This window comes from Luteimonas composti (assembly GCF_042678665.1).
Lineage (GTDB): Bacteria > Pseudomonadota > Gammaproteobacteria > Xanthomonadales > Xanthomonadaceae > Luteimonas > Luteimonas composti.
This window is the reverse complement of record NZ_JBHTKU010000001.1, coordinates 765,558-790,458: the sequence shown is the minus strand read 5'-3', so window position 1 is coordinate 790,458 and position 24,901 is coordinate 765,558. Positions and strand designations below refer to the sequence as shown.

The window sequence follows — 24,901 nt, the reverse complement described above, 5'->3', positions numbered from 1 at the left end:
AAAAGCCCGCCGATTGGCGGGCTTTTTCTTGATCCGGCGTGCATGGGCCCTTTGCGGCCCCGGGTCGACGCCGCGTCCTGTCGACCGCGAATCGTTTTTCGCTTGGCCAGGGTCGAGTCGCGGTCCGGCCGGCCCAGCGTGCCGGGCGTTCGCGTGGATGCGCGGCGTGCCGCGCATGCCATCCACGCTTACTCTGCCCCGACGCGCGCGCAGAACGGCCGCCGGGACGCGGCTCGCCGCGACCCGCTTGCCGTTGCCTTCGCTCGGGGTTGGCCCATGGCGTCGTGGACTACCGCGCACCTGCTCGGGCGGGCTCGTCGCGAGCCGCCCTGACTATACTTCCCGGCAAACGCACGGAGGGGGCTATGGGACGGATGGCGCGCGTCGGCAGGCGGGCATGGGGACGTGCCGGCCGGGGGCTGGTCCTGGTCGGCTTGCTGCTGCTGGCGCTTGCCGCCTGCAAGCGCAACGAGAGTGGACAGCTGCCTGCGGTCAGCGGCGAGGCGATCCAGGCCCAGCGCCAGCAGGTCGAGGGCTTCGGGCTGGTGCGCGCCTTTCCCGACCAGGGTGGGGACGGGCTCGCCATCGCGCTGGAGTTCTCCCGACCGCTGGTGGGCACGCAGGACTTCGACAGGCTGGTCACCTTCGCCGAGCCGGTCGCCGAGCCCAGCAGCTGGACCCTGGACGATTCGGGGACCGTGCTGCGCTATCCGCACGTCAAGCCCGACCACCACTACACCCTGCGCATCGCCGCCGGACTGACCGCGGCCGACGGCACCCGGCTAACGGCCGCTCTGGAAGAAAAGGTCTATACCGGGGAACTCGAACCGGTGGTCGGCTTCGCCTCGCAGGGCAGCGTGCTGCCTGCCAGGGAATCGCGCGGGCTGCCGGTGGTGTCGGTCAACGTCGCCGAGGTGGACGTCGAGTTCCTGCGCGTGCGCGAGGGCTCGCTGCCGAAATTCTTCTCCGAGTTCCAGCGCGGTGGCCGCCGCGGCAGCTGGGAGCTCGACAGCCGCTGGAACGAGCGCACGCCGCTGGCGCAGATGGCCGAGCCGGTCTACGTCAACCGCTTCGTGCTGGGGGGCGAGCGCAACGAGCGGGTGCTGACCTACCTTCCGCTGCAGGACATCGCCGAACTGCAGCAGCCCGGCCTGTACTTCGCGGTGATGAAGCGCACGGGCTCGTTCGAGGACAGGTTCGAGACCGCCTATTTCACCGTCAGCGACCTGGGCCTGCACGCCCGCGCCTACAAGGACAAGCTGTTCGTCCACACCGCCTCGCTGCACGACGGCGCGGCGGTCGGCAACGCCGAACTGCGGGTGCTCGACGCGCGCGGCGAGACGATCTACAAGGCCACCACCGACGGCAACGGCAACGCGCTGGCCGACTACACCATCGACGCCGCACACGTGCTGGTGGCGAGCCGCGGCAACGACGTGGCGATGCTGCCCTTCAACCAGCCGGCGCTGGACCTGTCGGAGTTCGCGGTGTCCGGGCGCGAGTCGGCCTGGTTCGACGTGTTCGCCTGGTCCGGCCGCGATCTCTACCGCCCCGGCGAGACGGTGCGCGTGTCGGCGCTGCTGCGCGACCACGACGGACGCCCGGTCGCGGCGAAGGACGGCAAGGCGCAGGCGCTGTTCGTGCGGCTCAGGCAGCCCGACGGCAAGCCGTTCTTCGAAACCCGGCTGCAGGCCGGCGCGCTGGGCTACTACAGCTTCGAAAAGCAGGTGCCGGCCGACGCGCCCACCGGCCGCTGGCAGGTGGAGTTCCGCACCGACCCGTCCAGCCGCGAGGCGGTGCAGGGCATGCGCCTGCGCATCGAGGAGTTCCTGCCCGAGCGGATGAAGCTCGATCTGGATGCGGCAAGCGCGGTGCTGCGGCCGGGCCAGCCGCTGCGGCTGCAGGCCACCGGCGCCTACCTGTACGGCGCCCCGGCGGCGGGCAACCGCTTCACCGCACGGCTGGCGGTCTCGGTCGAGCAGCATCCGGTCGACGGCATGCCCGGCTGGTTCTTCGGCGATCCGACCGTACAGCTGCCGAAGGATGCGCGCGACATCATCGACGCGGCGCTGGACGAACGCGGCAGGCTCCAGCAGGACATCGCTTTGCCCGAGGAGGTCAAGCCGACGACCCCGGTGGCGGCGGTGGTGTCTGGCAGCCTCTTCGAAAGCGGCGGCCGCAGCGTCAACCGCAGCCTGCGTCGGGTGCTGTGGCCGGCGCAGGCGCTGGTCGCGGTGCGTCCGTTGTTCGACGACAAGGAAGGCACCGACGCCAACGCCAGTGCGGGCTTCGAACTGCTGCGCGTGGACAGCGCCGGCAAGCCGCGGCCGCTCGCGGGGCTGCAGGTCACCCTGGTGCGCGAACACCGGGACTACCACTGGCGCCACGACGAGGACGGCGGCTGGGAATACGAGTACAGCAGCCGCTTCGAGAACGTGGAGACGCGCGCCGTCGACGCGGGCGCGAGCGCGGTGCGCGTCGACTTTCCTGTGGAGTGGGGCGAATACCGGATCGACGTGCTCGATCCGGAGACGAAGCTGGTCACGCGCTATCCCTTCCGCGCGGGCTGGAGCTGGGGCGACGGCAACCGCGGCCTCGACGCGCGGCCGGACAAGGTCAAGCTGGCGCTCGACCGCACCGCCTACCGCGCCGGCGACCGGATGACGGTGACGGTCACGCCGCCGCATCCGGGCAAGGGCCTGCTGATGGTCGAGAGCGACCGCATGCTGTACGTGCAGGCCATCGACGCGAAGGCCGGCAGCCGCTTCGAGATTCCGGTCACCGCCGACTGGGAGCGCCACGACGTGTACGTGACCGCGCTGGTGTTCCGCGGCGGCAGCGCCACCAGCAAGGTCACGCCGGCGCGCGCGGTGGGCGTGGCGCACGTGCCGATGGACCGGCACGACCGCCGCGTCGCGGTCGGCCTCAAGGTGCCCGGGCGGATCAAGCCGGAAGGCCCGATGCAGGTGGTGCTGAGCGCGCCGCAGCTGGCGGGCAAGGAGGCCTGGGCGACGGTGTCGGCGGTCGACGTCGGCATCCTCAACATCACCCGCTACCCGGTGCCCGATGCGCGCGCGCATTTCTTCGCCCAGCGCCGCCTCGGCGTGGACGCCTGGGACGTGTACGGCCGCGTGATCGAGAGCTTCGAAGGCGGCACCGCGCGCATCCGCTTCGGCGGCGACATGCCGCTGGCGGCGATGCCGCAGGCGCGCCGCCCGACCGCGCGGGTGCAGACGGTCGACCTGTTCTCCGGGCCGGTCCGCCTGGACGCCAGCGGCAACGCCAGGCTGCGCCTGCAGGTGCCCGACTTCAACGGCACCCTGCGCGTGTCGGCGCTGGTGTACTCGGCCGACAGCTACGGCAGCCGCGACGTCGAGACCGTGGCGCGCGCGCCGGTGGTGGCCGAAGCCAGCATGCCGCGCGTGCTGGCGCCGGGCGACCGCGCCACGGTGACGCTGGACCTGACCAACTTCACCGGCAAGGCCGGACGCTTCGACGTGCGCGTCGAGGGCATCGGCCCGCTGGACGTGGGCGAAGGCACGCGCAGCGTCGAGCTGGCGGCGGACGGCAAGACCACGCTCAACTTCCCGCTGGTCGCGCGCACCGGCTACGAGGTGGCGAAGGTGCGGGTGCGCGTGGACGGCAACGGCGCCAGCGTCGACCGTCGCTACGACCTGCCGGTGCGTCCGGCCTGGCCATCCGTGCTGCGCTCGCGCAGCCAGGTGCTGCAGTCGGCGACGCCGGTGAGCCTGGACGCGTCGCTGGCGCAGGGTCTGATGGCGGGTTCGGTGACCGCGCAGTTCACGGTGAGCGCACTGCCGCCGATTCCGTTCGCCAGCGCGATCCGCGGCGCGCTCGACTATCCCTACGGTTGCGCCGAGCAGACCGCCAGCAAGGGCTATGCGGCCCTGCAGCTGGACGAGGCGACGGCGGCGATGCTGGGCATCCGCGACGTCGATGCGTCGAAGCGCCGCCAGTACGTGGAAGGCGCGTTCGGGCGCCTGGCCTCGATGCAGCTGCGTTCGGGACACTTCTCGATGTGGGGCAGCGACGGCTACGTCAATCCGGCGCTGACCCCGTACATCGCCGAGTTCCTGCTCGATGCGCGCGACGCCGGCTTCAACGTGCCCGAGCAGATGCTGCAGAAGGCGCTCGAGCGCCTGGGCGAGGACCTGCTGGCCGGCGGCGAGCAGTTCTACGGCCACGACCATCGCGAACACCTGCGCTTCGCCTACCAGGCGCACGCGGGCTACGTGCTGGCGCGCGTCAACCGCGCGCCGCTGGGCACGCTGCGCGCGCTGTACGACAACGACCGCGGGAAGTCGCTGACCGCGCTGTCGCTGGCCCACCTCGGGCTGGCGCTGTCGCTGCAGGGCGACCGGGCGCGCGGGGACAAGGCGCTGGAACAGGCCTTCGACAAGCCGCCGTCGCGCCCGCGCTACCTGTGGGACTACGGCAGCGACCTGCGCGACCGCGCGCTGATGATCGCGCTCACCCACGAGCGCGACCTCGCCCGCGCCGCCTGGGACGCGAAGGCCACCGACATCGGCCGCGACCTGGATGCGCGCCGCGGCGGCGGGCGCCTGTACCTCAGCACGCAGGAGCAGATCGCGCTGGCGCGGCTGGGCCGGGCGCTGGTGTCGGCCGCGGGCAGGGACGTGTCGGGCACCCTGGTGGAAGGTGGCGTGGGCCAGCCGGTCGCACCGGCGCGCATGGTCGGCCGTACCTACGACGCCACGACCCTGGCCAAGGGCGTGCGCTTCGAGCCGGTGGGCGAACCTCCGCTGTTCGTGACCATCGACGTGGCCGGCGTGCCGGTGGACGCGCCGGCGATGGACGAGAGCCGTGTCCGCGTCCAGCGCACGCTGTACACCACCGAGGGCAAGCCATGGTCGCCGGCGCCGCTGAAGGAGGGGGAGGCGCTGATCGTGGCGCTGTCGCTGACCGCGGACGTGGACATGCGCGACGCCCTGGTCACCGATCTGCTGCCAGCCGGTCTCGAGATCGAGAACTTCAACCTCGGCGACGCGAAGCAATGGGCCGATGTCGTGGTCGATGGCATCACGGTCAGCGACCGCGAGAGCGCCGCCACCGTGCGCCACGAGGAGTTCCGCGACGACCGCTACGTGGCCGCGCTCGACCTGCGTCGCGGCGATACCGCGCGCGTGTTCTACCTCGTGCGCGCAGTCACGCCCGGCAGCTACACCGTCCCGCCCCCGCTGGTGGAAGACATGTACCGTCCCGACATCCGCGGCGTGGGGCGCGCGGCGCCCGCGACGATCACGGTGGTGCAGCCGTGAGCGCGCAGGCGCTCCGTGTCGCGACGCGCTGAGGCTTGGATCGTCTCCCGTGCAGGGGACGGTCGGAGCGGATGATGCGGTCGCGGCCACCAGGACGACCCGGCCACGACGCCAGGCGCGGTGACGCAGGGGCGGGGCAGGGCGGATGCGCCTGAGCCGCGCCGCCGCTCCCGCGCCGTCGGCTGGCCGCAGCCGCTGGCGCCGCCTGCTGCCCTGGCTGCGCTGGGGCACGGTCGCTCTGCTGCTGTCGCTGCTGGCCCTGGACCTGGCCTTCCCGCCGAAGCTGCCCAGCGGCGGCGACACCAGCGTGCTGGTGGTCGCCGCCGACGGCACGCCGCTGCGGGCCTTCGCCGACGCCCAGGGCGTATGGCGCTACCCGGCCGCGCCCGACGCCGTGTCGCCGCTCTACCTGCAGGCCCTGCTGGCGTATGAGGACCGCTGGTTCCGCCGCCACCCCGGGGTCAACCCTGTGGCCATGCTGCGCGCCGCCTGGCAGTGGGCGCGCGGCGGGCGCATCGTTTCCGGCGGCTCCACCCTGAGCATGCAGGTGGCGCGCATCCTCGATCGCGACGCCGGCCCGTCCACGCGCAGCCTGGGCGGCAAGCTGCGCCAAGTGCTGCGCGCACTCCAGCTCGAGGCACGCCTGTCCAAGGACCAGATCCTGCAGCTGTACCTGGAACGCGCGCCATTCGGCGGCACCATCGAGGGCGTGGAGGCGGCCAGCTGGGCCTACCTCGGCAAGCCGTCGGCACGCCTGTCGCACGCCGAGGCGGCGCTGCTGGCGGTGCTGCCGCAGGCGCCGAGCCGGCTGCGGCCCGACCGCCATCCCGAGGCTGCGCAGCGGGCGCGCGACAAGGTGCTCGCGCGCATGGCCGCCCGCGGCATCTGGTCGCGCGACGTGGTCGACGACGCGCGCATCGAGGCGGTGGTCGCGCGCAGCCTGCGCCCGCCGATGTCGGCGGCGCTGCTGGCCCAGCGCCTGCGCGCGGCGCAGCCGCGTCAGGCGCGCATCGTCTCGACCCTCGATGCCGGCCTGCAGCGAACCCTCGAGGAGCGCGTGGCGGCGTACTTCTCCGACCTGCCCGAGCGCACTTCGGCCGCCCTGCTGGTGGTCGACAACGCGACCATGGAAGCGCGCGCCTACGTCGGCTCGCTGGACCTGCTCGACCGGCGGCGCCTGGGGCACGTGGACATGGTGCAGGCCTGGCGTTCGCCCGGCTCCACGCTCAAGCCCTTCCTCTACGGGATGGCGCTGGACGACGGCCTGATCCATTCGGAAAGCCTGCTGGTCGACGCGCCGCAGTCGTTCGGCGGCTACCGGCCGGGCAATTTCGACGCCGCGTTCAACGGCCCCGTCGGCGCGGCCACCGCGCTGCGGCTGTCGCTCAACGTGCCGGCCGTGGACCTGCTCGACCGGGTGGGCCCGGCGCGCTTCGCCGCGCGCCTGGACAATGCCGGGATCGGGCTTCGCTTCCCGCGCGGCGCCACGCCCAACCTGTCGCTGATCCTGGGCGGCACCGGCGCCCGCCTCGAGGACCTGGTGGGCGCGCACGCCGCGCTGCATCGTGCCGGCATCGCCGGACGCGTGCGCTACACGCCCGATGCGCCGGTCGTCGACCGGCGGCTGCTGTCGCCGGGTGCGGCCTGGATCGTGCGCGAGATCCTCGCGTCCAACCCGCGCCCGGGCGAGCGCGAGGGCATGTTCGACCCGGGCGGACGGCCACGCGTGGCATGGAAGACCGGCACCAGCTACGGCTTCCGCGACGCCTGGGCGATCGGCGGTACGCGGCGCCACACGGTGGGCGTGTGGGTCGGCCGGCCCGACGGCACGCCGCTGCCGGGGCAGTACGGCGCGATCACCGCGCTGCCGCTGCTGTTCGAGGTGGTCGACAGCCTGCCGCGCTCACGCGCCGACGCCGTCTCGCCGCCGATGCCCGAGGGCGTGGCGCGGCAGTGGATCTGCTGGCCGCTGGGCACGGCCGCCGAAGCCCAGGACGGAGCGCTGTGCCAGCGCCGTTTCGAAGCCTGGACGCTCGGCGGCGCGGTCCCGCCCACGTTCGCCGAGCGCGACGCGCGCCTGTGGAGCGCGGGCCTGGCGCGGTTCGACGTGGATGCGCGGACGGGACTGCGGCTGTCGCCGGACTGCGCACTCCCGCACCCGCGGCAGCCCGCCGCGGTGGCGCGGTGGCCGGCGCTGGCCTCGCCCTGGCTGCCGGCAGCGGTGCGCCGCGCCTCGCGCCCGCCACCGCTGTCGCCCGACTGCGCCGAGGACGGCCGCGACCTGGCCGAACTGCGTATCGAGGGCCTGGCCGACGGGGCCGCGCTGGCCCGGTCGCCGGGCGAGGCCGGCGGCATCCGCCTGTCGCTGCGTGCGCTGGGCACGGATGCCGAGGTGCAGTGGCTGCTGGACGGACGCTGGATCGCGACCACGCGCGGCGGCAATGCCTTCCAGCACGCCTTCGAAGGCGCGGGGCCGCGCCGCCTGACCGCGCTGGCGGCGACCGGCGCCTGGGCCTCGCTGGAGTTCCGGATCCTGCCCTGAGCCGACTTCAGCCCGGGATCTGCGCCAGCACGTGCTCGGCGCTGGAGACGCGGAACTCGCCCGGCGCCTCGACGAACAGCTGGCGGACCACCCCGTCCTCGGCGTACAGCGCGAAGCGCTTGCTGCGCACGCCCATGCCGTAGCCGCTGGCATCCATCTCCAGGCCCAGCGCACGGGTGAGGTCGGCATTGCCGTCCGAGAGCATGCGCAGGCCCTTGGGCACCGCCAGCTGCTCGCCCCAGGCCTGCATCACGAACGGGTCGTTGACCGCCATGCAGGCCACGTGGATGCCCCGCTCCTGGAAGCGGGGGAACTGCTCGATGAAGCCGGGCAGGTGGCGTTCCGAACAGGTCGGGGTGAACGCGCCGGGCACGGCGAACAGCACCACCCGGCTGCCCTCGAACAGGGTCGGCGTGTCGATCGCCTGCACGCCGTCGTCGATGTACTTGAGCACCACTTCGGGGATGCGGTCGCCGATCTGGATCGTCATGGGAAAGCCTGCCGGGAGGGATGAATGCCGCGCCTATCCTCGCACGCCGGGGCTTGAAAGCCGTCGGGGCGTTCCCAGATTGCGGCCATGGCGGCCCCGGCGCCGCCGCAGACACCAGGAGAAACCGACATGAGCATCGTCCGTTACCGCCAGCGTCCCTCGGAAGTGGCGCTCCAAGACGAGATCAAGCAGGTCTTCGACCGCTTCTTCGGCCAGGAGGACACCGACGCCTCGGCCGTCGTCACCGCGCAGTGGGTGCCGCGGGTCGACATCAAGGAGGAGGCCAGCCGCTTCGTGATCTACGCCGACCTGCCGGGCATCGATCCGCAGGACATCGAAGTGCAGATGGACAAGGGCATCCTCTCGATCAAGGGGGAGCGCAGGAGCGAGTCGACCACCGAGACCGAGCGCTTCTCGCGCGTGGAGCGCCGCTATGGCAGCTTCCACCGCCGCTTCGCGCTGCCCGACAGCGCCGATCCCGATGGCGTGGCCGCCAGCGGCCGCAACGGCGTGCTGGAGATCGTGATCCCCAAGCGCCCCGAAACCACGCCGCGCCGCATCCAGGTGGGCACGTCGGCGACGCATTGATCGCGTCCTTGCGCCGGTAAACTGCGACGGCCCGCGTGCGGGCCGTCGTCGTGGAGCGAGCATGCAGTTCAAGGATTACTACAGCGTCCTGGGCGTGGAGCCCAATGCGGGCGAGGCGGAGATCAAGTCCGCGTATCGCCGGCTGGCGCGCAAGTACCATCCCGACGTCAGCAAGGAAGCGGGCGCCGAGGACAAGTTCAAGGCCGTCAACGAGGCCTACGAGGCGCTGCGCGATCCGGCACGGCGCAAGGCCTACGACCAGCTGCGCGCCGGCGGCTACCGTCCCGGCGACGAGGTGCCGCCGGCGGGCTTCGGCCCCGGCGGCCCGGCCGGCTTCGATTTCGAGGACGTGTTCGCCGGCGGCGGCGCGGGCGGCGGGTTCAGCGATTTCTTCGAGAGCCTGTTCCGCCGCCAGGCCGGCGGCAACGGCGGTCCGCGCGCGCGCGGCGGCGCGGCGGCGGGCGCGGGCGACACGCGCGCCCGCGTGGCCGTGTCGCTGGAGACCGTCTACCGCGGCGACAGCGTGCGCATCTCCGTCGATGGCCGATCCTTCGACGTGCGCGTACCGCCGGGCGTGCGTCCGGGGCAGGTGATCCGGCTGGCGCGGCAGGGCAGCCGCGGCGGCGACCTGCTTCTGGAGATCGAGTACGCAGCCCACCCGGACTTCGAGGTGGACGGCCGCAACATCATCCACGTCCTGCAGCTCGCGCCCTGGGAAGCGGCGCTGGGCGCGAGCGTCAGCGTGCCGACCCTGGGCGGGCGCGTCGAACTGAAGATTCCGCAGGGCTCGGAAGCCGGGCGCAAGCTGCGCCTGCGCGGTCGGGGGCTGCCGGGCGCCGCTGGCGCGCCGGCGGGCGACCAGCTGGTGGAACTCGAAATCCAGGCGCCGGCGCCCGGAAAGAAGGCCCAGCGCGAAGCCTACGAGCGCCTGCGCGACGCCTTCGCGGACGAGTGGCGGCGCTGACTCAGGCCGCGTCGCCGGACGGCGGCGTCTCGCTGCCGTGGCCGATGGTGGAGACGATCGCCTCGGTCAGCTCGGCTTCGCTGAAGGGTTTGGTGAGATAGCCCTGCGCGCCCTGGCGGATGCCCCAGATGCGGTCGGTTTCCTGGTCCTTGGTGGTCACCAGGATCACCGGGATGTGGCTGGTGGCGGGGTCGCGCTTGATCGTGCGCGTGGCCTGGAAGCCGTTGAGGTTGGGCATGACCACGTCCATCAGGACCAGGTCGGGCAGGTATTCCTTCGCCGCGCGCACGCCGGCCGCGCCGTCCTCGGCGGTCACCGCCTCGTGCCCCAGCTTCTCGACGATGCGGCGGATACCCATCAGCTGGGAGGGCGAGTCGTCGACGATGAGGATGCGGGCCATGCGTTTTTCCCCTTTTGGACGGCCGATTGTAGCGGCGGGACGGGCCCCGCCAACGCTCCGGGCTAAGGGAGTGTGACCAGGGTCCTGCCCACCGACCCGCCCGCCAGCATGTCCGAAAACACCTGGGGCAGGCCTTCGAGCGTGGTTTCGCGCGTGCAGATGCGGTCGAGGTAACGCGGTTTCCAGTCGCTGGCCAGCAATTGCCAGATCTCGTCGCGGATGTCGCGCGCGGTGCCCGCGGAGGCCACGCCCAGCAGCGAGACCCCGCGGATGATGAAGGGCATGACCGAGGCCGGCAGGTCGGCGCTGGCGGCCAGCCCGGCGCTGGCGACGTTGCCGTAGGGACGCGTCTGCGCCAGCAGGCTGGTCAGCATCGGCCCGCCGACGTTGTCGAGGCCGCCGCCGAAACGCACCGATTCCATCGGCCGCGTGGTAGACAGCGCGTCGCGGCCCAGCACCTCGCTGGCACCGATGGCGCGCAGGTAGCCGGCCTGCTCGGGCTTGCCGCTGACCGCATGCACGGTGTAGCCGGCGCGGCTGAAGATGTCGACGGCCAGCGAGCCAACGCCGCCGGTGGCGCCGGTCACCGCGAGCGGGCCGAGGTCGGGCGACTGGCGGTTGTCGCGCATGCGCAGCAGGGCGAGCGCGGCGGTGAAGCCTGCGGTGCCCAGCACCATGCTTTCGCGCATCGACAGGCCCAGCGGCAGCGGCACCGCCCACTTCGCCTCGATGCGCGCGTACTGCGAATAGCCGCCGTCGCGGGTCTCGCTCAGGCCCGAACCGGTGACCAGGACCTGGTCGCCCTCGCGGAATTTCGGATCGGTGGAAGCGACCACGTGCCCGGCCAGGTCGATGCCGCCCACCAGCGGGAAGCGGCGGAGGATCTTGCCCTTGCCGGTGCCCGCCAGTGCATCCTTGTAGTTGACCGAGGAGAACGCGACCTTGACCACGATCTCGCCGGGGGACAGATCGTCCAGCGACACCGCTTCGACGCCGCTGCGATAGCCGTTGTCGTCGCTGTGGATACGGTAGGCGTTGAAGCCGTCGGGTAGGGTCATGCTGCGTCCTGTCGTGCCGGGGGGCCGGGCGGGATCACCGGCGGCGCGATGCGGCCGGTCCATCCAACCGCCGCATTGTCACAGGATATCCGTCCGTGGGCCATGCCCATCGGGCACTGGCGCCCGCGCGCAGCCGTGGCAGGAGGGTGGGTCCGGGAGATTGCGCAAGGACGGCAGCCGCGCAGTGCCCTCGCGCTCCGCGCAGGGTTGTGCGCTGCTCCTCGTCCGCGCCCGGATGGAAGACGGGCGCCCGATGACGAACACCTCGCCATGCGCCGGACCCTTACGCAGTGACTTGCGGTGTTTCGCGTCGAGCCGCGCCCCGTTGCCACAGGTGCGCCGCGGATCACGAACGCGTCGCTGCGCGCCGCGAAGCCACCGCAGGGGCTTGCGGATTTCCCGTTCGCGCCCGATGAGCGCGCGTGCGCCCCAATGGCAAGCGCGTCGCTACGCACCATGACTCATCGCAGGGACTTGCGGATTTCCCGTCCGCGCCCGATCAGCGCGCGGGCGCCCCGATGACGAACGCGCCGCCACGCGCCGGACTTACCGCAGGGACTTGCGGTGCTTCTCGTCCGCGCCCGATCAGCGCGCGGGCGCCCCGATGACAAACGCGCCGCCACGCGCCGCCAACTTACCGCAGGGACTTGCGGTGCTTCTCGTCCAGCCACTTCGACGCGCTCGCCGGCGCGTAATTCCGCATCCACGCGAACATCGCGTCGATGTCCTCGCCATGCCACAGGTCGGCGCGCTGCGCGGCGTGCAGGAAGCGCTCCTGCACCATGTGGTCGATCATCGCGACCAGCGGCTGGTAGAAACCGTCGACGTCGAGGAACGCGCAGGGCTTGTCGCCGATGCCGAGCTGGCGCCAGGTCAGCATCTCGAACATCTCGTCGAGCGTGCCGAAGCCGCCGGGCAGGGCGACGAAAGCATCGGCCAGGTCGAACATGCGCATCTTGCGCTCATGCATCGAGCCGACCACCTCGAGCCGGGTCAGGCCCTTGTGCGCGACCTCCCAGTTGACCAGCTGCTCGGGGATCACGCCGACCACCTCGCCGCCGGCCTGCAGCACCGCATCGGCGACGACGCCCATCAGGCCGACATTGCCGCCGCCGTACACCAGCTGCAGGCCTTCACGGGCGATGCGCTCGCCCAGGCGCATGGCGCGCTCGGTATAGACGGGCTTGCCGCCGCTGTTGGAACCGCAGTAGACGCAGATCGAACGCATGTTCGGATATCCGGAACGTTGGGGAGCCCTGGCCTCTGGAACGACGAAGGCCCGGGCGTGCCCGGGCCTTCGGCCGACGCGGTCCGGGCTCAGTTGGCCTTGTGGATCGCGCGCTTGTCGACCGCCATCGCCGCGTCGTGCACCGCTTCCGACAGGGTGGGGTGGGCGTGGCAGATGCGGGCGAGGTCGTCGGCGGAGCCCTTGAACTCCATGGTCAGCACGCCCTCGTGGACCAGCTCGGAGGCATTGGCGCCGATGATGTGCAGGCCCAGCACGCGGTCCGTCTCCGCATGCGCGATCACCTTGACGAAGCCGGTGGGCTCGGCCATGGCGACGGCGCGGCCGACGGCGGCGAACGGGAAGCTGCCGGCCTTGTAGGGCACGCCCTCGGCCTTGAGCTGCTGCTCGGTCTTGCCGACCCAGGCGATCTCCGGGCCGGTGTAGATGACCCAGGGGATGGTGTCGAAGTTGACGTGGCCCGGCAGGCCGGCGATCAGCTCCGCCACGGCGATGCCTTCCTCGAAGCCCTTGTGCGCCAGCATCGGGCCGCGCACGCAGTCGCCGATCGCCCAGACGCCGTCGACCCCGGTGTGGCAGTGCTCGTCGACCACGATCTGGCCGCGCTCGTTGACCTGCACGCCGGTGCCCTCGGCCAGCAGGCCCTTGGTCGCGGCGCGGCGACCGACGGCCACCAGCAGCCTGTCGACGGCGATGGTCTGCTCGCCCTTGCCGTCGGCGAAGGTGACCTGCACTTCCTTCTTCTTGCCCTTGCCGGTGACCTCGGCCTTGGAGACCTTGGCGCCCAGCCGGATGTCCAGGCCCTGCTTCTTGAACTCGCGCGCGGCCAGCTTGGAAACCTCGGCATCGGCGGCGGCCAGGAACTCCGGCATCGCCTCGAGGATGGTGACCTCGGCGCCCAGGCGCTTCCACACGCTGCCGAGCTCGAGGCCGATCACGCCGGCGCCGATCACGGCCAGGCGCTTGGGAACGTCGGTGAAATCGAGCGCGCCGACGTTGTCGACGATGGTCTCGCCGTCGAACTTGGCGAACGGCAGTTCGATCGAATCCGAGCCGGCGGCGATGATGACGTTGGTGCCCTTGAGCTCGACCTCGGAACCGTCGTGCTGCTTCACCTTGACCACGTTGCCCGGCTGCAGCTGGCCGAAACCGTAGTACGGCGTGACCTTGTTGGCCTTGAACAGCATGGCGATGCCGCCGGTGAACTGCTTCACGATGCCGTCCTTGCGGGCGATCATCTTCGGCACGTCCATCGCCGCATCCTTGAAGCTGATGCCGTGCTGGTCGAACTTGTGCAGCATGTTCTCGTACTGGTGCGTCGAGTCCAGCAGCGCCTTGGACGGGACGCAGCCCACGCGCAGGCAGGTGCCGCCCAGCGCCGGCTTGCCGTCCTTGCCCAGCGCGGCGTCGATGCAGGCGGTCTTCATGCCCAGCTGCGCGGCGCGGATCGCGGCGTGGTAGCCGGCGGGGCCGGCACCGATGACGACGACGTCGAATTGTTCAGCCATGTCGGTTCCTTGCTGTTTCCCATCCCCGTGCGCGGGGATGTCGGACGGGGGCCAGGCGTCGGCGCGGCCCCCATCACGAGCCTCCCCCGCAAGCGGGGGAGGGAGGTTGGTTACAGGCCCAGCAGCATCCGGTGCGGGTTCTCGAGCTGGTTCTTGATGTCGACCAGGAACAGCACCGCGTCCTTGCCGTCGATGATGCGGTGGTCGTAGGACAGCGCGATGTACATCATCGGCGCGGCGACGACCTGGCCGTTCTCGACCACGGCGCGATCCTTGATGGCGTGCATGCCCAGGATCGCCGACTGCGGCGGGTTGACGATCGGCGTCGACATCAGCGAGCCGAAGGTGCCGCCGTTGGTGATGGTGAAGGTGCCGCCCTGCAGGTCGTCCAGGCCGAGCTTGCCGTCGCGCGCCTTCTTGGCGTACTCGGCGATGCCCAGTTCGATGTCGGCGAAGGACATGCGCTCGACGTTGCGCAGCACCGGGGTCACCAGGCCCTTGTCGGTCGACACCGCGATCGAGATGTCGGCGTAGCCGTGGTAGATGATGTCGTCGCCGTCGACCGAGGCATTGACCACCGGGTGCTTCTGCAGCGCGTTCGCCGCGGCCTTGGCGAAGAAGCTCATGAAGCCGAGCTTGATGCCGTGGTCCTTCTGGAACTGCTCGCCCAGCTCCTTGCGCAGCGCCATCACCTTGCCCAGGTTGACCTCGTTGAACGAGGTCAGCATGGCGATCGATTCCTTCGACTGCATCAGGCGCTCGGCGATGCGCTTGCGGATGCGGGTCATCGGCACGCGCTCTTCCGGACGGGCGCCGCCGGAGACGCCGCCGGTCCTGCCGGCCGCGTAGTTGACCAGGTCCTCCTTGGTCACCGCGCCGCGGCGGCCGGTGCCCTGCACCTGCGAGGGATCGATGCCTTCCTTCTCGGCGGTGAAGCGCGCGCCTGGCGGCAGCTCACCGGTGTTGCCGGCCGGGGCCGGCCTGGTCGAGGCGGGGGCCTTGGCTTCGGCCTTGGCGGCGTCGGCCTTGGGCTGCACTTCCTCCGCGCCCGCGGCGGGGGCCGGGGCGGCTTCGGCGACGGCGCCTTCCTCGATGATCGCCAGCACCTGCTGGCTGGTCACCGTGTCGCCCTCGGAGAACTTGATCTCCTTGAGCACGCCGTCGACCGGCGAGGGCACCTCGAGCACGACCTTGTCGGTCTCCAGGTCGACCAGGTTCTCGTCGCGGCGGACGGCGTCGCCGGCCTTCTTGTGCCAGCCCGCGATGGTGGCGTCGGACACGGATTCGGGAAGGACCGGAACTTTGACTTCGGTGGCCATGGGCTGGCGTCCTTGATGCGTTGGATTCGGGCGGTGTTATTCGGCGACGATCTGGTTGCCGGGCGGATTGACCAGGGCATCGGCGACCAGGCGCTGCTGTTCCTCGACGTGGTCGGCGAAATGGCCGACGGCGGGCGAGGGCGAGCGGCTGCGGCCGGCGTAGCTCAGCGCCTGGCCCTTGGCCAGGCAGGCCTGCAGGTGGTGCTTGATCTGGTACCACGCGCCCTGGTTCTGCGGCTCTTCCTGGCACCAGATCACGTCGCTGGCCTTGCCGTACTTCTTCAGTTCGGCGGCCAGCAGTTCGCGCGGGAACGGATACAGCTGCTCGATGCGGACCAGGGCGACATCGTCCTGGCCGCGCTTCTGCGCGTCCTCGAGCAGGTCGTAGTAGACCTTGCCCGAGCACAGCACCACGCGCTTGACCTTCCTGGCCTCGGCCGAGGCATCCGGGATCAGGTGCTGGAAGCCGCCGTTGGCCAGTTCGTCCAGCGTGGACACCGCGAGCTTGTGGCGCAGCAGCGACTTCGGGCTCATCACCACCAGCGGCTTGCGCGTGGCCATCTTCAACTGCCGGCGCAGCATGTGGAAGCACTGCGCGGGCGTGGTCGGCACGCAGACCAGCATGTTGTCCAGCGCGCACAGCTGCAGGAAGCGCTCCAGGCGCGCCGAGCTGTGTTCGGGGCCCTGGCCTTCGTAGCCGTGCGGCAGCAGCAGGGTGAGGCCGGAGATGCGGCCCCACTTGGCTTCGCCCGAGGCGATGAACTGGTCGATCACCACCTGCGCGCCGTTGGCGAAGTCGCCGAACTGGCCTTCCCAGATGTCGAGCGTGTTCGGGTCGGTGGTGGAGAAGCCATACTCGAACGCCATCACCGCTTCCTCGCTCAGCAGCGAGTCGATGACCGTCGCCTGCTCCGGCCGCTCGACCAGCTGGCGCAGCGGCATGAAGTAGTTGTCGGTCTTCTGGTCGTGCAGGATCGCGTGGCGGTGGAAGAAGGTGCCGCGGCCGGCGTCCTGGCCGACCAGGCGCAGCCCGTGGCCCTCGGCCAGCAGGGTGGCGTAGGCCAGGTTCTCGGCGAAGCCCCAGTCGCCCGGCAGCTCGCCCGCGCTCATCTTGCGGCGGTCCTCGTAGATCTTGGCCACGCGCGGATGCAGGGTGACGTCGGCCGGGATCTCGTTGATGGTCCTGGCCAGCTCGCCCAGGCGCTCGGCCGGCACGCGCGTGTCGACGCTGTCGGCCAGCGTGCCCGACAGGTACTGCGACCAGTCGATGGTCAGCTCGTAGTCCTCGGGCTTGGAGCCGGCCAGCTCGGTGGTCACCTCGCCGGCGTCGAGCTTGTTGCGGAAGCCGTCGACCAGGGCCTTGGCCTCGTCGGCCGCGATCACGCCGCTCTTCTCCAGCTGCGCGGCATAGAGCTCGCGCGTGGTCGGATGCTTGCGGATGGTCTGGTACATCACCGGCTGGGTCGCCGCCGGCTCGTCGGCCTCGTTGTGCCCGTGGCGGCGGTAGCACACCAGGTCGATGACCACGTCCTTCTTGAACTGCTGGCGGAACTCGTAGGCCAGCTTGGCCACGAACACCACGGCTTCAGGGTTGTCGCCGTTCACGTGGAACACCGGCGCCCCGACCATCTTGGCCACGTCGGTGCAGTACAGCGTGGACCGCGCGTCTTCCTTGTTGCTGGTGGTGAAGCCGACCTGGTTGTTGACCACCACGTGCAGGGTGCCGCCGACGGCGAAGCCGCGCGCCTGCGACATCTGGAACAGCTCCATCACCACGCCCTGGCCGGCGAACGCGGCGTCGCCGTGGATCAGGATCGGCAGCACCTGGCGGCGCTCCTCGTCCTGGCGGCGCTCCTGGCGCGAACGCACCGAGCCGGCGACCACCGGGTCGACGATTTCCAGGTGCGAGGGGTTGAAGGCCAGCGCCAGGTGCACCGGCGCGCCGGGGGTGGCGATGTCGGCCGAGAAGCCCATGTGGTACTTCACGTCGCCCGCATGGGCCAGTTCGTTGTGCTCGAACTTGCCCTCGAACTCGTCGAACAGCGCGCGCGGATTCTTGCCCAGGGTGTTGACCAGGACGTTGAGGCGGCCGCGGTGGGCCATGCCGATCACGATGTCCTTGACCTTTTCCATGCCCGCCTGGCGGACCACGCTGTCGAGCAGCGGGATCAGCGAGTCGCCGCCCTCGAGCGAGAAGCGCTTCTGGCCGACGTACTTGGTGTGCAGGTAGCGCTCCAGCCCCTCGGCGGCGGTCAGCCGCTCGAGCACGCGCTTGCGGGTCTCTGCGCTGAGGTTGTAGTCGCCGCCGGCGGCCTCCAGGCGCTGGTAGAGCCACTGGCGCTGCTCGACCTCCGGGATGTGCATGAACTCGGCGCCGATCGGGCCGGTGTAGGTGGCCTTGAGCCGGGCCAGCAGGTCGCGCAGCTTCATGCGCGGCTGGCCGGCAACGCCACCGGTGCTGAATTCGCCGTCGAGGTCGCGCTCGGACAGGCTGTGGAAATCCAGGCCCAGGTCCGGCGGGTTCATCGGCGGCGACAGCGACAGCGGATCGAGCCTGGCGCCCAGGTGGCCGCGCGAACGGTAGGCGGTGATCAGGCGACCGACGTTGCGCTCGCGCTCGTCGCTGGTGCCGCCGGCGACCACGCCCCGCGCGGCCTGGCGGCCGGCTTCGGCCACGGCGGCGACGACCGGGGAATGGGGGATATCACCGGCCTCCCGCCCCTGGAAGCCGTCGAACCAGGCCTTCCACTTCGGCCCGACGCTGTCGGGAGACACGAGGTACTGCTCGTAGAGGTCCTCGATGTAGGCGGCATTGGCGCCAAGCTGGGAGGACTGCGCAAACTGCTTGAGAAGACTGTCCACGTCGGGCGTCTGGGACTCGGTTGGGTAGGCAAATGGCTGATCCGGAAAGATTTTTGGCTTCCGGAATCGGCGGCATATGGAGCACGCCATTATAGCCACTGGCGTTGCGGCGTTGCATCATGCTTTGGACTGATGGACACGCGCGTTCGGGTCGCGGACAGGCCTTTGCGACGCAGTTCGCCTATTCGCGCCGGCTCAGAGGCCGAGCGCGCGCAGCTCGGTGCAGGGCCGGGCGCGCTCCCAGGCCTCGTCGAAGGCCCGCAGCAGCTGGCGGGTGCGTGCACGGGCGCCATGCTCCGTTTCGCCCTCGAAACGATGGCCGAGCGGGCGCAGGTAGTAGCTGCCGGTATCGCTGGCGACCAGGGCCACCGGGTTCTCGCGGTCCACCGGATCCCCGGCTTCGCGCAGGGCGAACACGCTGGGCAGGCGCTGGCACAGGGCGATCAGCGGCGCCTGCGCGCGCTGCACCGCCATTGCATCCTGCAGCAGGATGCGGACCTGCGGCCCGCCGCCGGCCACGGCGAAGCGCCGCAGGGCCTCGAGCACGCGCGGATGGTCGTACAGGCCCGGGTCGAGGGCGCGGCTGTGGATGGCCAGCTGCCTGCGGGCAGCCGCGACCACCGCGACGGTGGCGACGACGGCCGCCGGGCGGTCCTCCACCGCGACCGGCCGGTCGATCCGGCACTGCATGGCCAGATGGACGATGCCGGCCTCCTCGAAGCGCTCGCCGACCGGGCTGAAGCCGTGCCGGCGGTAGAAATCGATGGCCGTCTCCTGGGCGTGCAGGCCGACCCGCGGCAGCCCGTCCTGGCGGGCGATGCGCAGCAGTGCCTGCAGCAGGGCGCTGCCGACGCCGTGCGCGCGCCAGCCGTCCAGCACGGCCATGCGTCCGATCCGGCCGTCCGGCGCCAGTCGCGCGGTGCCGATCGCCGTGCCGGCCGCATCGCGGGCCAGCACGTGGCGGCAGCGCGGGTCGAGCGCGTCGAGCTCCAGCTCGGCGGGCACGCCCTGTTCGCGGATGAAGACGGCCTCGCGCACCGCGCGCAGCGCCGCCTGGTCCGAACCGTAGTCGGCCTCGACGATCTGGTACGGGCCGGGCGCGCTCACCCCGCGTCCTGGTCCAGCCACTGGAAGTGGCCCGACTGCAGCAGGGCCTGGACCGCGTCCCGGCCCGCGTCCGACAGTGACGCGTACAGCACGCCGTCGATGCGCTCGCTGGCGGCGATGCGCGACGCGTCGGCGGCCGGCATCGACAGGTCCTGGCCGGAGACGTACAGGCGCGCGCCGTCGGCGGCGCGGCGCCAGGCCATGCGTGCATAGGGATGGCGCTGCAGCACGCCGCCGGCGTGCTCGAGCGACCATTCGACCTCGATGCGCGACTGCGCCTGGCCGTCGCCAGCGGCCACGTCGACGTTGCGGTACTGGGTGATGAAGCGCCCGAACCAGTCGCCGAGCCGGTCGGGATCGCGGAAGCGCAATGCGTTCAGCGCGTCGACCACGCGCCGCATCGCCTCCGCGTCGATCTCGTTGGGATCCTCCGCCGGCGCCAGGTCCGGGTCGCCATAGCGCAGGCCCTCGTCCGCGGCCGCGGCGAGGGTGTCGATGTAGTCGCCCATCAGCTCGGCGGCCGAGGGCGCGCGCATGCCCACCGAGAACGTCAGGCAGGGATCCTCGGCCACGCCGTGGTGCGGCACGCCCGGCGGCAGGTAAAGCATGTCGCCCGGTGCCAGCACCCAGTCGTGGCTGGCGTCGAACTGCCGCAGCAGCTTGAGCTCGACGTCGTCGCGGAAATCCAGCGGCGGATCCTCGCCGGCGTCGATCAGCCAGCGGCGGTGGCCCTTGGCCTGCAGCAGGAACACGTCGTACTGGTCGACGTGGGCGCCGACCGAGCCGCCGGTCGCGGCGAAGCTGACCATGATGTCGTCGATGCGCCAGCGCGGGATGAAATCGAAATGGCCGAGCAGGGCGGCGACATCGGCGTCCCACTTGTCCACGTCCTGCACCAGCAGGGTCCAGTCGCGCTCGCCCAGGGTGGGAAACAGTTCCTCCGCGAACGGCCCGGAGCGCACCTGCCAGGCGTCGCCTGCGCGGTCGTGCTGGATCAGGCGCGAGAGCGCGAGTTCCTCGCAGGCCAGGCCGGCCAGGTCTTCAGGCTCGATCGGCGAGACGTAGCCTGGGATCGCGCCGCGTACCAGCAGCGGCCGCTTCTGCCAGTAGTCGCGCAGGAAGCGCGCCGGCGGCATGCCGAGCAACTGGCCGGGCCGGCCCTGTACTTCGATGGGCAGCGGGCGGCTCATGGCGCGGCGCCTTCGCCGGCTTCCCGCGCGAGCCGCCGCTCCAGGCGCGCGGTCCCGGCGTCGGCGTAGGCGCGGCAGGCCTGGGCATCGACCAGCGGCCGCGTCGCGTCCGGCCCCAGCCGCGCCCACAGCCCGCTGGCGGACGGGTGCGGCGTCACCAGGATCCCGCACTCCAGCGAGGCCACGCGGGCGAAGCTCTCGCGCAGGCGCGCGAGCGCGTCGGGGTGGTCGCTGAAGCGGTAGCCATCGGCGGAGACCGCGGTCAGGCTGTCGCCGTAGACCAGCTGCTGGCAGTCCTCGCCATCGCAGGACCGCCAGGTCCAGCTGGTGCCGCCGACCGCGTGGCCGGGAGTGGCGACCGCCCGCAGGCGCAGCGGTCCGACCTCCAGTACGCGGCTTTCGGGCACGGGCTGCGGCGCAGCGACCGGCGCGAAGGGTTCGAGTTCGCCGAACTGCGGATCGCTCTCGTCGCTGGCGCCGCGCCGCAGCGTGGCCATCGCCTCGGGACGCGCGTACACCGGCGCGCCGGTGGCGGCCTGCAGGGCGGCCAGGCTGCCGACATGGTCGAAATGCTCGTGCGAGAACACGATCGCACGCACGTCCTGCGGCGCGAAGCCGAGGCTGCGGATGTTGGCGAGGATCTGCGGGCCGGCGGCCGGCGTGGCCGCGTCGACCAGCACGTGGCCTTCCGGCGAGGTCACCAGCAGGGCGGCGATGCCGCAGGTGCCCACGTACCAGGTGTTGCCGTGGATCCTGAACGGCGTGGCCGGATCGTCCCAGCCCGAGTCGTCGCGACAGGCGGCCGGCGCCGCGGGTGCGGCCGCGGCGGCGGCCGTTGTGTCCGGCGTCGCGGCCTTGCCGTGGGTGCAGGCGGCCAGAAGGAGCGCGGCGGCGTGGAGCGGGGTGATGCGCGGGGTCATGTGGCGATCTCGTCGTAGCCGTTACCGAGGAACTGCAGCAGGCACCAGCCGTGGCCGAAAGGGTCGGCGATCCGCACGATGTGGCCCCAGGCCGCCTCGCGCACGTCGCCGTCGGTTTTTGCGCCGGCGGCCAGCGCGGTCGCGAGCGAAGCGTCGAGGTCCTCGACCACCACGTCCAGGTGCAGCGGCGTCCAGTGGCGCGCGTAATCGCGCGGCTGCGCGGCCGCGCCGGTGCTGCCGGCCGGCTGCTGCAGCAGGTAGACGGGCGCCTCGGCCCCCAGCAGTTCGAGCGCTGTGTCGCCGAGGCGGCGGCCGCGCCGCAGGCCGAAGGCATCGACGTAGAACCGTTCGGCCGCGGCCAGGTCGGGGACGTCGATGTTCAGCAGCAGGCGCATGCTCAGATGCCCGACGCCAGCTCCGCGGCCAGGCCGGTGTAGCTGGCCGGGGTCATGTCCAGCAGGCGCCGGCGGTCGGCCTCGGGCAGGTCCAGCGACTGGATGAACTGGCGCATCGAGTCGGCGGTGATGCCCTGGCCGCGGGTCAGCGCCTTGAGCTGCTCGTAGGGATTGGGCAGCCCGTGGCGGCGCATCACCGTCTGCACGGCCTCGGCCAGCACTTCCCACGAGGCGTCGAGGTCGGCGGCCAGCCGGTCGGGGTTGGCGCCGAGCTTGCCCAGGCCGCGCAGCAGCGCGTCGAAGCCGATCAGGGCGTGGCCGAAGGCGGTGCCGAGCGCGCGCAGCACGGTGGAATCGGTGAGGTCGCGCTGCCAACGGCTCACCGGCAGCTTGGCGGCGAAATGCTCGAGCAGCGCGTTGGCGATGCCGAAATTGCCTTCCGCGTTCTCGAAGTCGATCGGGTTGACCTTGTGCGGCATGGTCGAGCTGCCGACTTCGCCCGCTACCACCGCCTGCTTGAAGTAGCCCAGCGAGATGTAGCCCCAGATGTCGCGGCACAGGTCGATGGCGATGGTGCCGATGCGCTTGTGCGCGTCGCACAGCTCGGCGATGTAGTCGTGCGGTTCGATCTGGGTGGTGTAGGCGTTGAACTCCAGGCCCAGCGATTCGACGAAACGCCGGGCGAACGCCGGCCAGTCGACCTCGGGATAGCTGGCCAGGTGGGCGTTGTAGTTGCCCACCGCGCCGTTGATCTTGCCGCAGATCGCGACCGCGGCCAGCTGCTCGCCCTGGCGCTGCAGGCGCGCCACCACGTTGGCGAGTTCCTTGCCGACCGTGCTCGGCGAGGCGCTCTGGCCATGGGTGCGCGAAAGCATCGGCAGCGCGGCGTGCGCGTGGGCGAGTTCGCGCAGCTTCGCGATCACCTCGTCCAGGCGCGGCAGCAGCACTTCCTGGCGCGCCTGGCCGAGCATCAGCGCGTAGGACAGGTTGTTGATGTCCTCGCTGGTGCAGGCGAAGTGCACGAACTCCAGCGCCTGCGCCAGCGCCGGCTCGGACTGCAGCCGCTCCTTGATGAAGTACTCCACCGCCTTGACGTCGTGGTTGGTGGTGCGCTCGATCTCCTTGACCCGCGCCGCGTCGGCGGTCGAGAACGCCTGCCACAGCCCGCGCAGCGTCGCGACCTGCGCGTCGTCGAAGCCGGGCAGCTCGGCGATGCCGGGTTCGGCCGCCAGCGCGATCAGCCATTCGATCTCGACCCGGACGCGGGCGTGGATCAGTCCGAACTCGGAGAAGATCGGTCGCAGCGCGCCGACTTTGGCGGCATAGCGGCCGTCGAGCGGCGACAGGGCGAGCAGGGCGGCGTCTTGCGGGGAAGTGGCGGACATGTGGGGCGGGCGCGCGAACGGGATGCATATTCTAGAGGCCTTCGCCCGGCGGGGCGCGGGGCCGGTGCCCGTGGCGGGCCGCGACGCGATGCCGGGGCCCCGACCGCCGCTGGCGTATGCTCGGCCGCGCCGGCGGCTTCGCGCGCCGGCCCGTCTTTCGAAGGAGGCAGCACCATGGCCAGGCGCAGGACCAATACGACCGCGGACACCGCGGGCGCGCGCATCGAACACGACAGCATGGGCGAACTGCAGGTGCCTGCCGATGCGCTGTGGGGCGCGCAGACGCAGCGTGCGGTACTCAACTTCCCGGTCTCGGGCCGGCCGATGCCGCGCGGGTTCATCCGCGCCCTGGGCCTGGTCAAGGCCGCCGCGGCCACCGTGAACGGCGCCTTGGGCCTGTTGCCGGAGGCCTCGGCAACGGCGATCCGGCGCGCTGCGCTGGAGGTGGCGCAGGGGCGCCACGACGCGCATTTCCCGGTCGACGTCTATCAGACCGGGTCCGGCACCTCGTCGAACATGAACGCGAACGAGGTCATCGCGCGCCTGGCTTCGACCGCGCGTCGTCGCGTCCATCCCAACGACCACGTCAACCTCGGCCAGAGCTCGAACGACGTGGTGCCCACCGCGATCCGCGTCTCGGCGCAGCTGGCGGTGGTCGAGGACCTGCTGCCGGCCCTGCGCCACCTGCGCAAGACCATCGACGGCCGCGCGCGCGCCTTCGGCAAGGTGGTCAAGACCGGCCGCACCCACCTGATGGACGCGATGCCGCTCACCTTCGCCCAGGAGTTCGGTGCCTGGTCCTCGCAGCTGGCCTCGGCCGAAGGACGGCTCGTCGATGCGCTGGTACGGCTGCGGCGGCTGCCGATCGGTGGCACCGCCATCGGCACCGGCATCAACGCGCACCCGAAGTTCGGCGAGCGGGTGTCGCGCGAGCTGTCGCGGCTGTCGGGCAGCCGTTTCGAGCCGGCGCGCGACCGCTTCGAGGGCATCGCGGCGCAGGACGACGCGGTGGAGCTGTCGGGCCAGCTCAACGCGCTGGCGGTGGCCCTGATCAAGATCGCCAACGACCTGCGCTGGATGAACTCCGGGCCGCTGGCGGGGCTGGGCGAGGTGGAGCTGCCGGCGCTGCAGCCGGGCAGCTCGATCATGCCCGGCAAGGTCAACCCGGTGATCCCCGAAGCCACGGTGATGGCCTGCGCGCAGGTGATCGGCCACCACACCGCGATCACCGTCGCCGGGCAGACCGGCAACTTCCAGCTCAACGTGGCGCTGCCGCTGATCGCCAGCAACCTGCTCGACTCGGTCGGCCTGCTGGCCAGCGTGTCGCGGATGCTGGCCGACAGCACGATCGCCGGGCTCAGGCTGCGCCGCGACAACATCGACGCGGCGCTCGGCCGCAACCCGATCCTGGTGACCGCGCTCAACCCGGTGATCGGCTACGAGAAGGCTGCGGCGATCGCCAAGCGCGCCTACCGCGAGAACCGCCCCGTGTTCGACGTGGCGCTGGAGGACAGCGGCCTGTCCGCGGACCAGCTGCGTCGCCTGCTCGACCCCGCCGCCCTGACCCGCGGCGGGATCCACGATGCAGCCGGCGGTGGTTGAGGCGTCGCACTCCGGCGGGAGCCCG

General features: G+C 71.4%; 17 protein-coding genes. 5 read left to right on the top strand and 12 right to left on the bottom strand.

The window, feature by feature from the left end:
- The first annotated feature begins 365 nt into the window (after positions 1–365).
- Together ACFQ2D_RS03660 and pbpC are read left to right on the top strand one after the other, a co-directional pair.
- Positions 366–5,300, top strand: coding sequence for an alpha-2-macroglobulin family protein (locus ACFQ2D_RS03660; protein ID WP_280940835.1), 4,935 nt, complete (start codon positions 366–368; stop codon positions 5,298–5,300).
- A gap of 145 nt (positions 5,301–5,445) precedes the next feature.
- Entirely contained in the window at positions 5,446–7,842 is a 2,397-nt protein-coding gene (pbpC, locus tag ACFQ2D_RS03655; protein WP_280940836.1) for a penicillin-binding protein 1C, read from the top strand.
- A 7-nt stretch (positions 7,843–7,849) separates the two neighbouring features.
- Here the strand turns inward: pbpC and ACFQ2D_RS03650 are convergent, their stop codons facing one another.
- Positions 7,850–8,332, bottom strand: coding sequence for a peroxiredoxin (locus ACFQ2D_RS03650; protein ID WP_280940837.1), 483 nt, complete (start codon positions 8,330–8,332; stop codon positions 7,850–7,852).
- Positions 8,333–8,461: 129 nt separating this feature from the next.
- Between ACFQ2D_RS03650 and ACFQ2D_RS03645 the strand changes: the two genes are divergently transcribed.
- Complete coding sequence (locus ACFQ2D_RS03645) at positions 8,462–8,920, top strand: Hsp20/alpha crystallin family protein (protein WP_280940838.1); 459 nt, start codon at positions 8,462–8,464, stop codon at positions 8,918–8,920.
- 61 nt (positions 8,921–8,981) lie between these two features.
- Complete coding sequence (locus ACFQ2D_RS03640) at positions 8,982–9,884, top strand: DnaJ C-terminal domain-containing protein (protein WP_280940839.1); 903 nt, start codon at positions 8,982–8,984, stop codon at positions 9,882–9,884.
- 1 nt (position 9,885) lies between these two features.
- On the opposite strand, the gene pilH is transcribed toward ACFQ2D_RS03640, so the two are convergent.
- The 11 genes from pilH to purB all read right to left on the bottom strand — a co-directional run bounded on the left by pilH (position 9,886) and on the right by purB (position 23,274).
- The gene (gene pilH / locus ACFQ2D_RS03635; RefSeq protein WP_280940840.1) at positions 9,886–10,284 is read right to left on the bottom strand and encodes a twitching motility response regulator PilH; all 399 of its coding nucleotides are present in this window, start codon (positions 10,282–10,284) and stop codon (positions 9,886–9,888) included.
- Between the two features lie 62 nt (positions 10,285–10,346).
- Positions 10,347–11,342, bottom strand: a complete 996-nt coding sequence (locus tag ACFQ2D_RS03630) for a YhdH/YhfP family quinone oxidoreductase (protein ID WP_280940841.1) — start codon at positions 11,340–11,342, stop codon at positions 10,347–10,349.
- A gap of 634 nt (positions 11,343–11,976) precedes the next feature.
- Entirely contained in the window at positions 11,977–12,570 is a 594-nt protein-coding gene (locus ACFQ2D_RS03625) for an LOG family protein (RefSeq protein WP_280940842.1), read from the bottom strand.
- An 89-nt stretch (positions 12,571–12,659) separates the two neighbouring features.
- Positions 12,660–14,096 carry a dihydrolipoyl dehydrogenase gene (gene lpdA, locus ACFQ2D_RS03620; RefSeq protein WP_280940843.1) on the bottom strand — a complete coding sequence of 479 codons (1,437 nt, stop codon included), beginning with the start codon at positions 14,094–14,096 and terminating at the stop codon, positions 12,660–12,662.
- A 110-nt stretch (positions 14,097–14,206) separates the two neighbouring features.
- Positions 14,207–15,415, bottom strand: coding sequence for a dihydrolipoyllysine-residue succinyltransferase (sucB, locus tag ACFQ2D_RS03615; protein WP_280940844.1), 1,209 nt, complete (start codon positions 15,413–15,415; stop codon positions 14,207–14,209).
- A 36-nt stretch (positions 15,416–15,451) separates the two neighbouring features.
- Positions 15,452–18,277, bottom strand: coding sequence for a 2-oxoglutarate dehydrogenase E1 component (locus ACFQ2D_RS03610; RefSeq protein ID WP_280940845.1), 2,826 nt, complete (start codon positions 18,275–18,277; stop codon positions 15,452–15,454).
- 195 nt (positions 18,278–18,472) lie between these two features.
- Entirely contained in the window at positions 18,473–19,384 is a 912-nt protein-coding gene (locus ACFQ2D_RS03605; protein WP_280940846.1) for a GNAT family N-acetyltransferase, read from the bottom strand.
- The gene (locus ACFQ2D_RS03600; RefSeq protein WP_280940847.1) at positions 19,381–20,574 is read right to left on the bottom strand and encodes a cupin domain-containing protein; all 1,194 of its coding nucleotides are present in this window, start codon (positions 20,572–20,574) and stop codon (positions 19,381–19,383) included. The genes ACFQ2D_RS03605 and ACFQ2D_RS03600 overlap by 4 nt, the downstream gene beginning before the upstream one ends.
- Positions 20,571–21,494 (bottom strand): subclass B3 metallo-beta-lactamase, encoded by a 924-nt coding sequence (gene bla, locus ACFQ2D_RS03595; RefSeq protein ID WP_280940848.1) that lies wholly within the window; start codon positions 21,492–21,494, stop codon positions 20,571–20,573. Before bla ends, ACFQ2D_RS03600 begins: the two co-directional genes overlap by 4 nt.
- Entirely contained in the window at positions 21,491–21,889 is a 399-nt protein-coding gene (locus ACFQ2D_RS03590) for a VOC family protein (RefSeq protein ID WP_280940849.1), read from the bottom strand. The genes bla and ACFQ2D_RS03590 overlap by 4 nt, the downstream gene beginning before the upstream one ends.
- A gap of 2 nt (positions 21,890–21,891) precedes the next feature.
- Positions 21,892–23,274, bottom strand: coding sequence for an adenylosuccinate lyase (purB, locus tag ACFQ2D_RS03585; RefSeq protein ID WP_280940850.1), 1,383 nt, complete (start codon positions 23,272–23,274; stop codon positions 21,892–21,894).
- A 174-nt stretch (positions 23,275–23,448) separates the two neighbouring features.
- Here purB and ACFQ2D_RS03580 point away from each other — a divergent pair, with 174 nt between their 5' ends.
- Positions 23,449–24,876, top strand: a complete 1,428-nt coding sequence (locus tag ACFQ2D_RS03580; RefSeq protein WP_280940851.1) for a class II fumarate hydratase — start codon at positions 23,449–23,451, stop codon at positions 24,874–24,876.
- The last annotated feature ends 25 nt before the right edge of the window (positions 24,877–24,901 follow it).

Coding starts and splice junctions, on each gene's coding strand:
- pbpC (WP_280940836.1), top strand. CDS start 5,446: ATGCGCCTGAGCCGCGCCGCCGCTCCCGCGCCGTCGGCTGGCCGCAGC.
- lpdA (WP_280940843.1), bottom strand. CDS start 14,096: ATGGCTGAACAATTCGACGTCGTCGTCATCGGTGCCGGCCCCGCCGGC.
- ACFQ2D_RS03645 (WP_280940838.1), top strand. CDS start 8,462: ATGAGCATCGTCCGTTACCGCCAGCGTCCCTCGGAAGTGGCGCTCCAA.
- ACFQ2D_RS03630 (WP_280940841.1), bottom strand. CDS start 11,342: ATGACCCTACCCGACGGCTTCAACGCCTACCGTATCCACAGCGACGAC.
- pilH (WP_280940840.1), bottom strand. CDS start 10,284: ATGGCCCGCATCCTCATCGTCGACGACTCGCCCTCCCAGCTGATGGGT.
- ACFQ2D_RS03580 (WP_280940851.1), top strand. CDS start 23,449: ATGGCCAGGCGCAGGACCAATACGACCGCGGACACCGCGGGCGCGCGC.
- ACFQ2D_RS03600 (WP_280940847.1), bottom strand. CDS start 20,574: ATGAGCCGCCCGCTGCCCATCGAAGTACAGGGCCGGCCCGGCCAGTTG.
- ACFQ2D_RS03660 (WP_280940835.1), top strand. CDS start 366: ATGGGACGGATGGCGCGCGTCGGCAGGCGGGCATGGGGACGTGCCGGC.
- sucB (WP_280940844.1), bottom strand. CDS start 15,415: ATGGCCACCGAAGTCAAAGTTCCGGTCCTTCCCGAATCCGTGTCCGAC.
- bla (WP_280940848.1), bottom strand. CDS start 21,494: ATGACCCCGCGCATCACCCCGCTCCACGCCGCCGCGCTCCTTCTGGCC.
- ACFQ2D_RS03650 (WP_280940837.1), bottom strand. CDS start 8,332: ATGACGATCCAGATCGGCGACCGCATCCCCGAAGTGGTGCTCAAGTAC.
- purB (WP_280940850.1), bottom strand. CDS start 23,274: ATGTCCGCCACTTCCCCGCAAGACGCCGCCCTGCTCGCCCTGTCGCCG.
- ACFQ2D_RS03590 (WP_280940849.1), bottom strand. CDS start 21,889: ATGCGCCTGCTGCTGAACATCGACGTCCCCGACCTGGCCGCGGCCGAA.
- ACFQ2D_RS03640 (WP_280940839.1), top strand. CDS start 8,982: ATGCAGTTCAAGGATTACTACAGCGTCCTGGGCGTGGAGCCCAATGCG.
- ACFQ2D_RS03625 (WP_280940842.1), bottom strand. CDS start 12,570: ATGCGTTCGATCTGCGTCTACTGCGGTTCCAACAGCGGCGGCAAGCCC.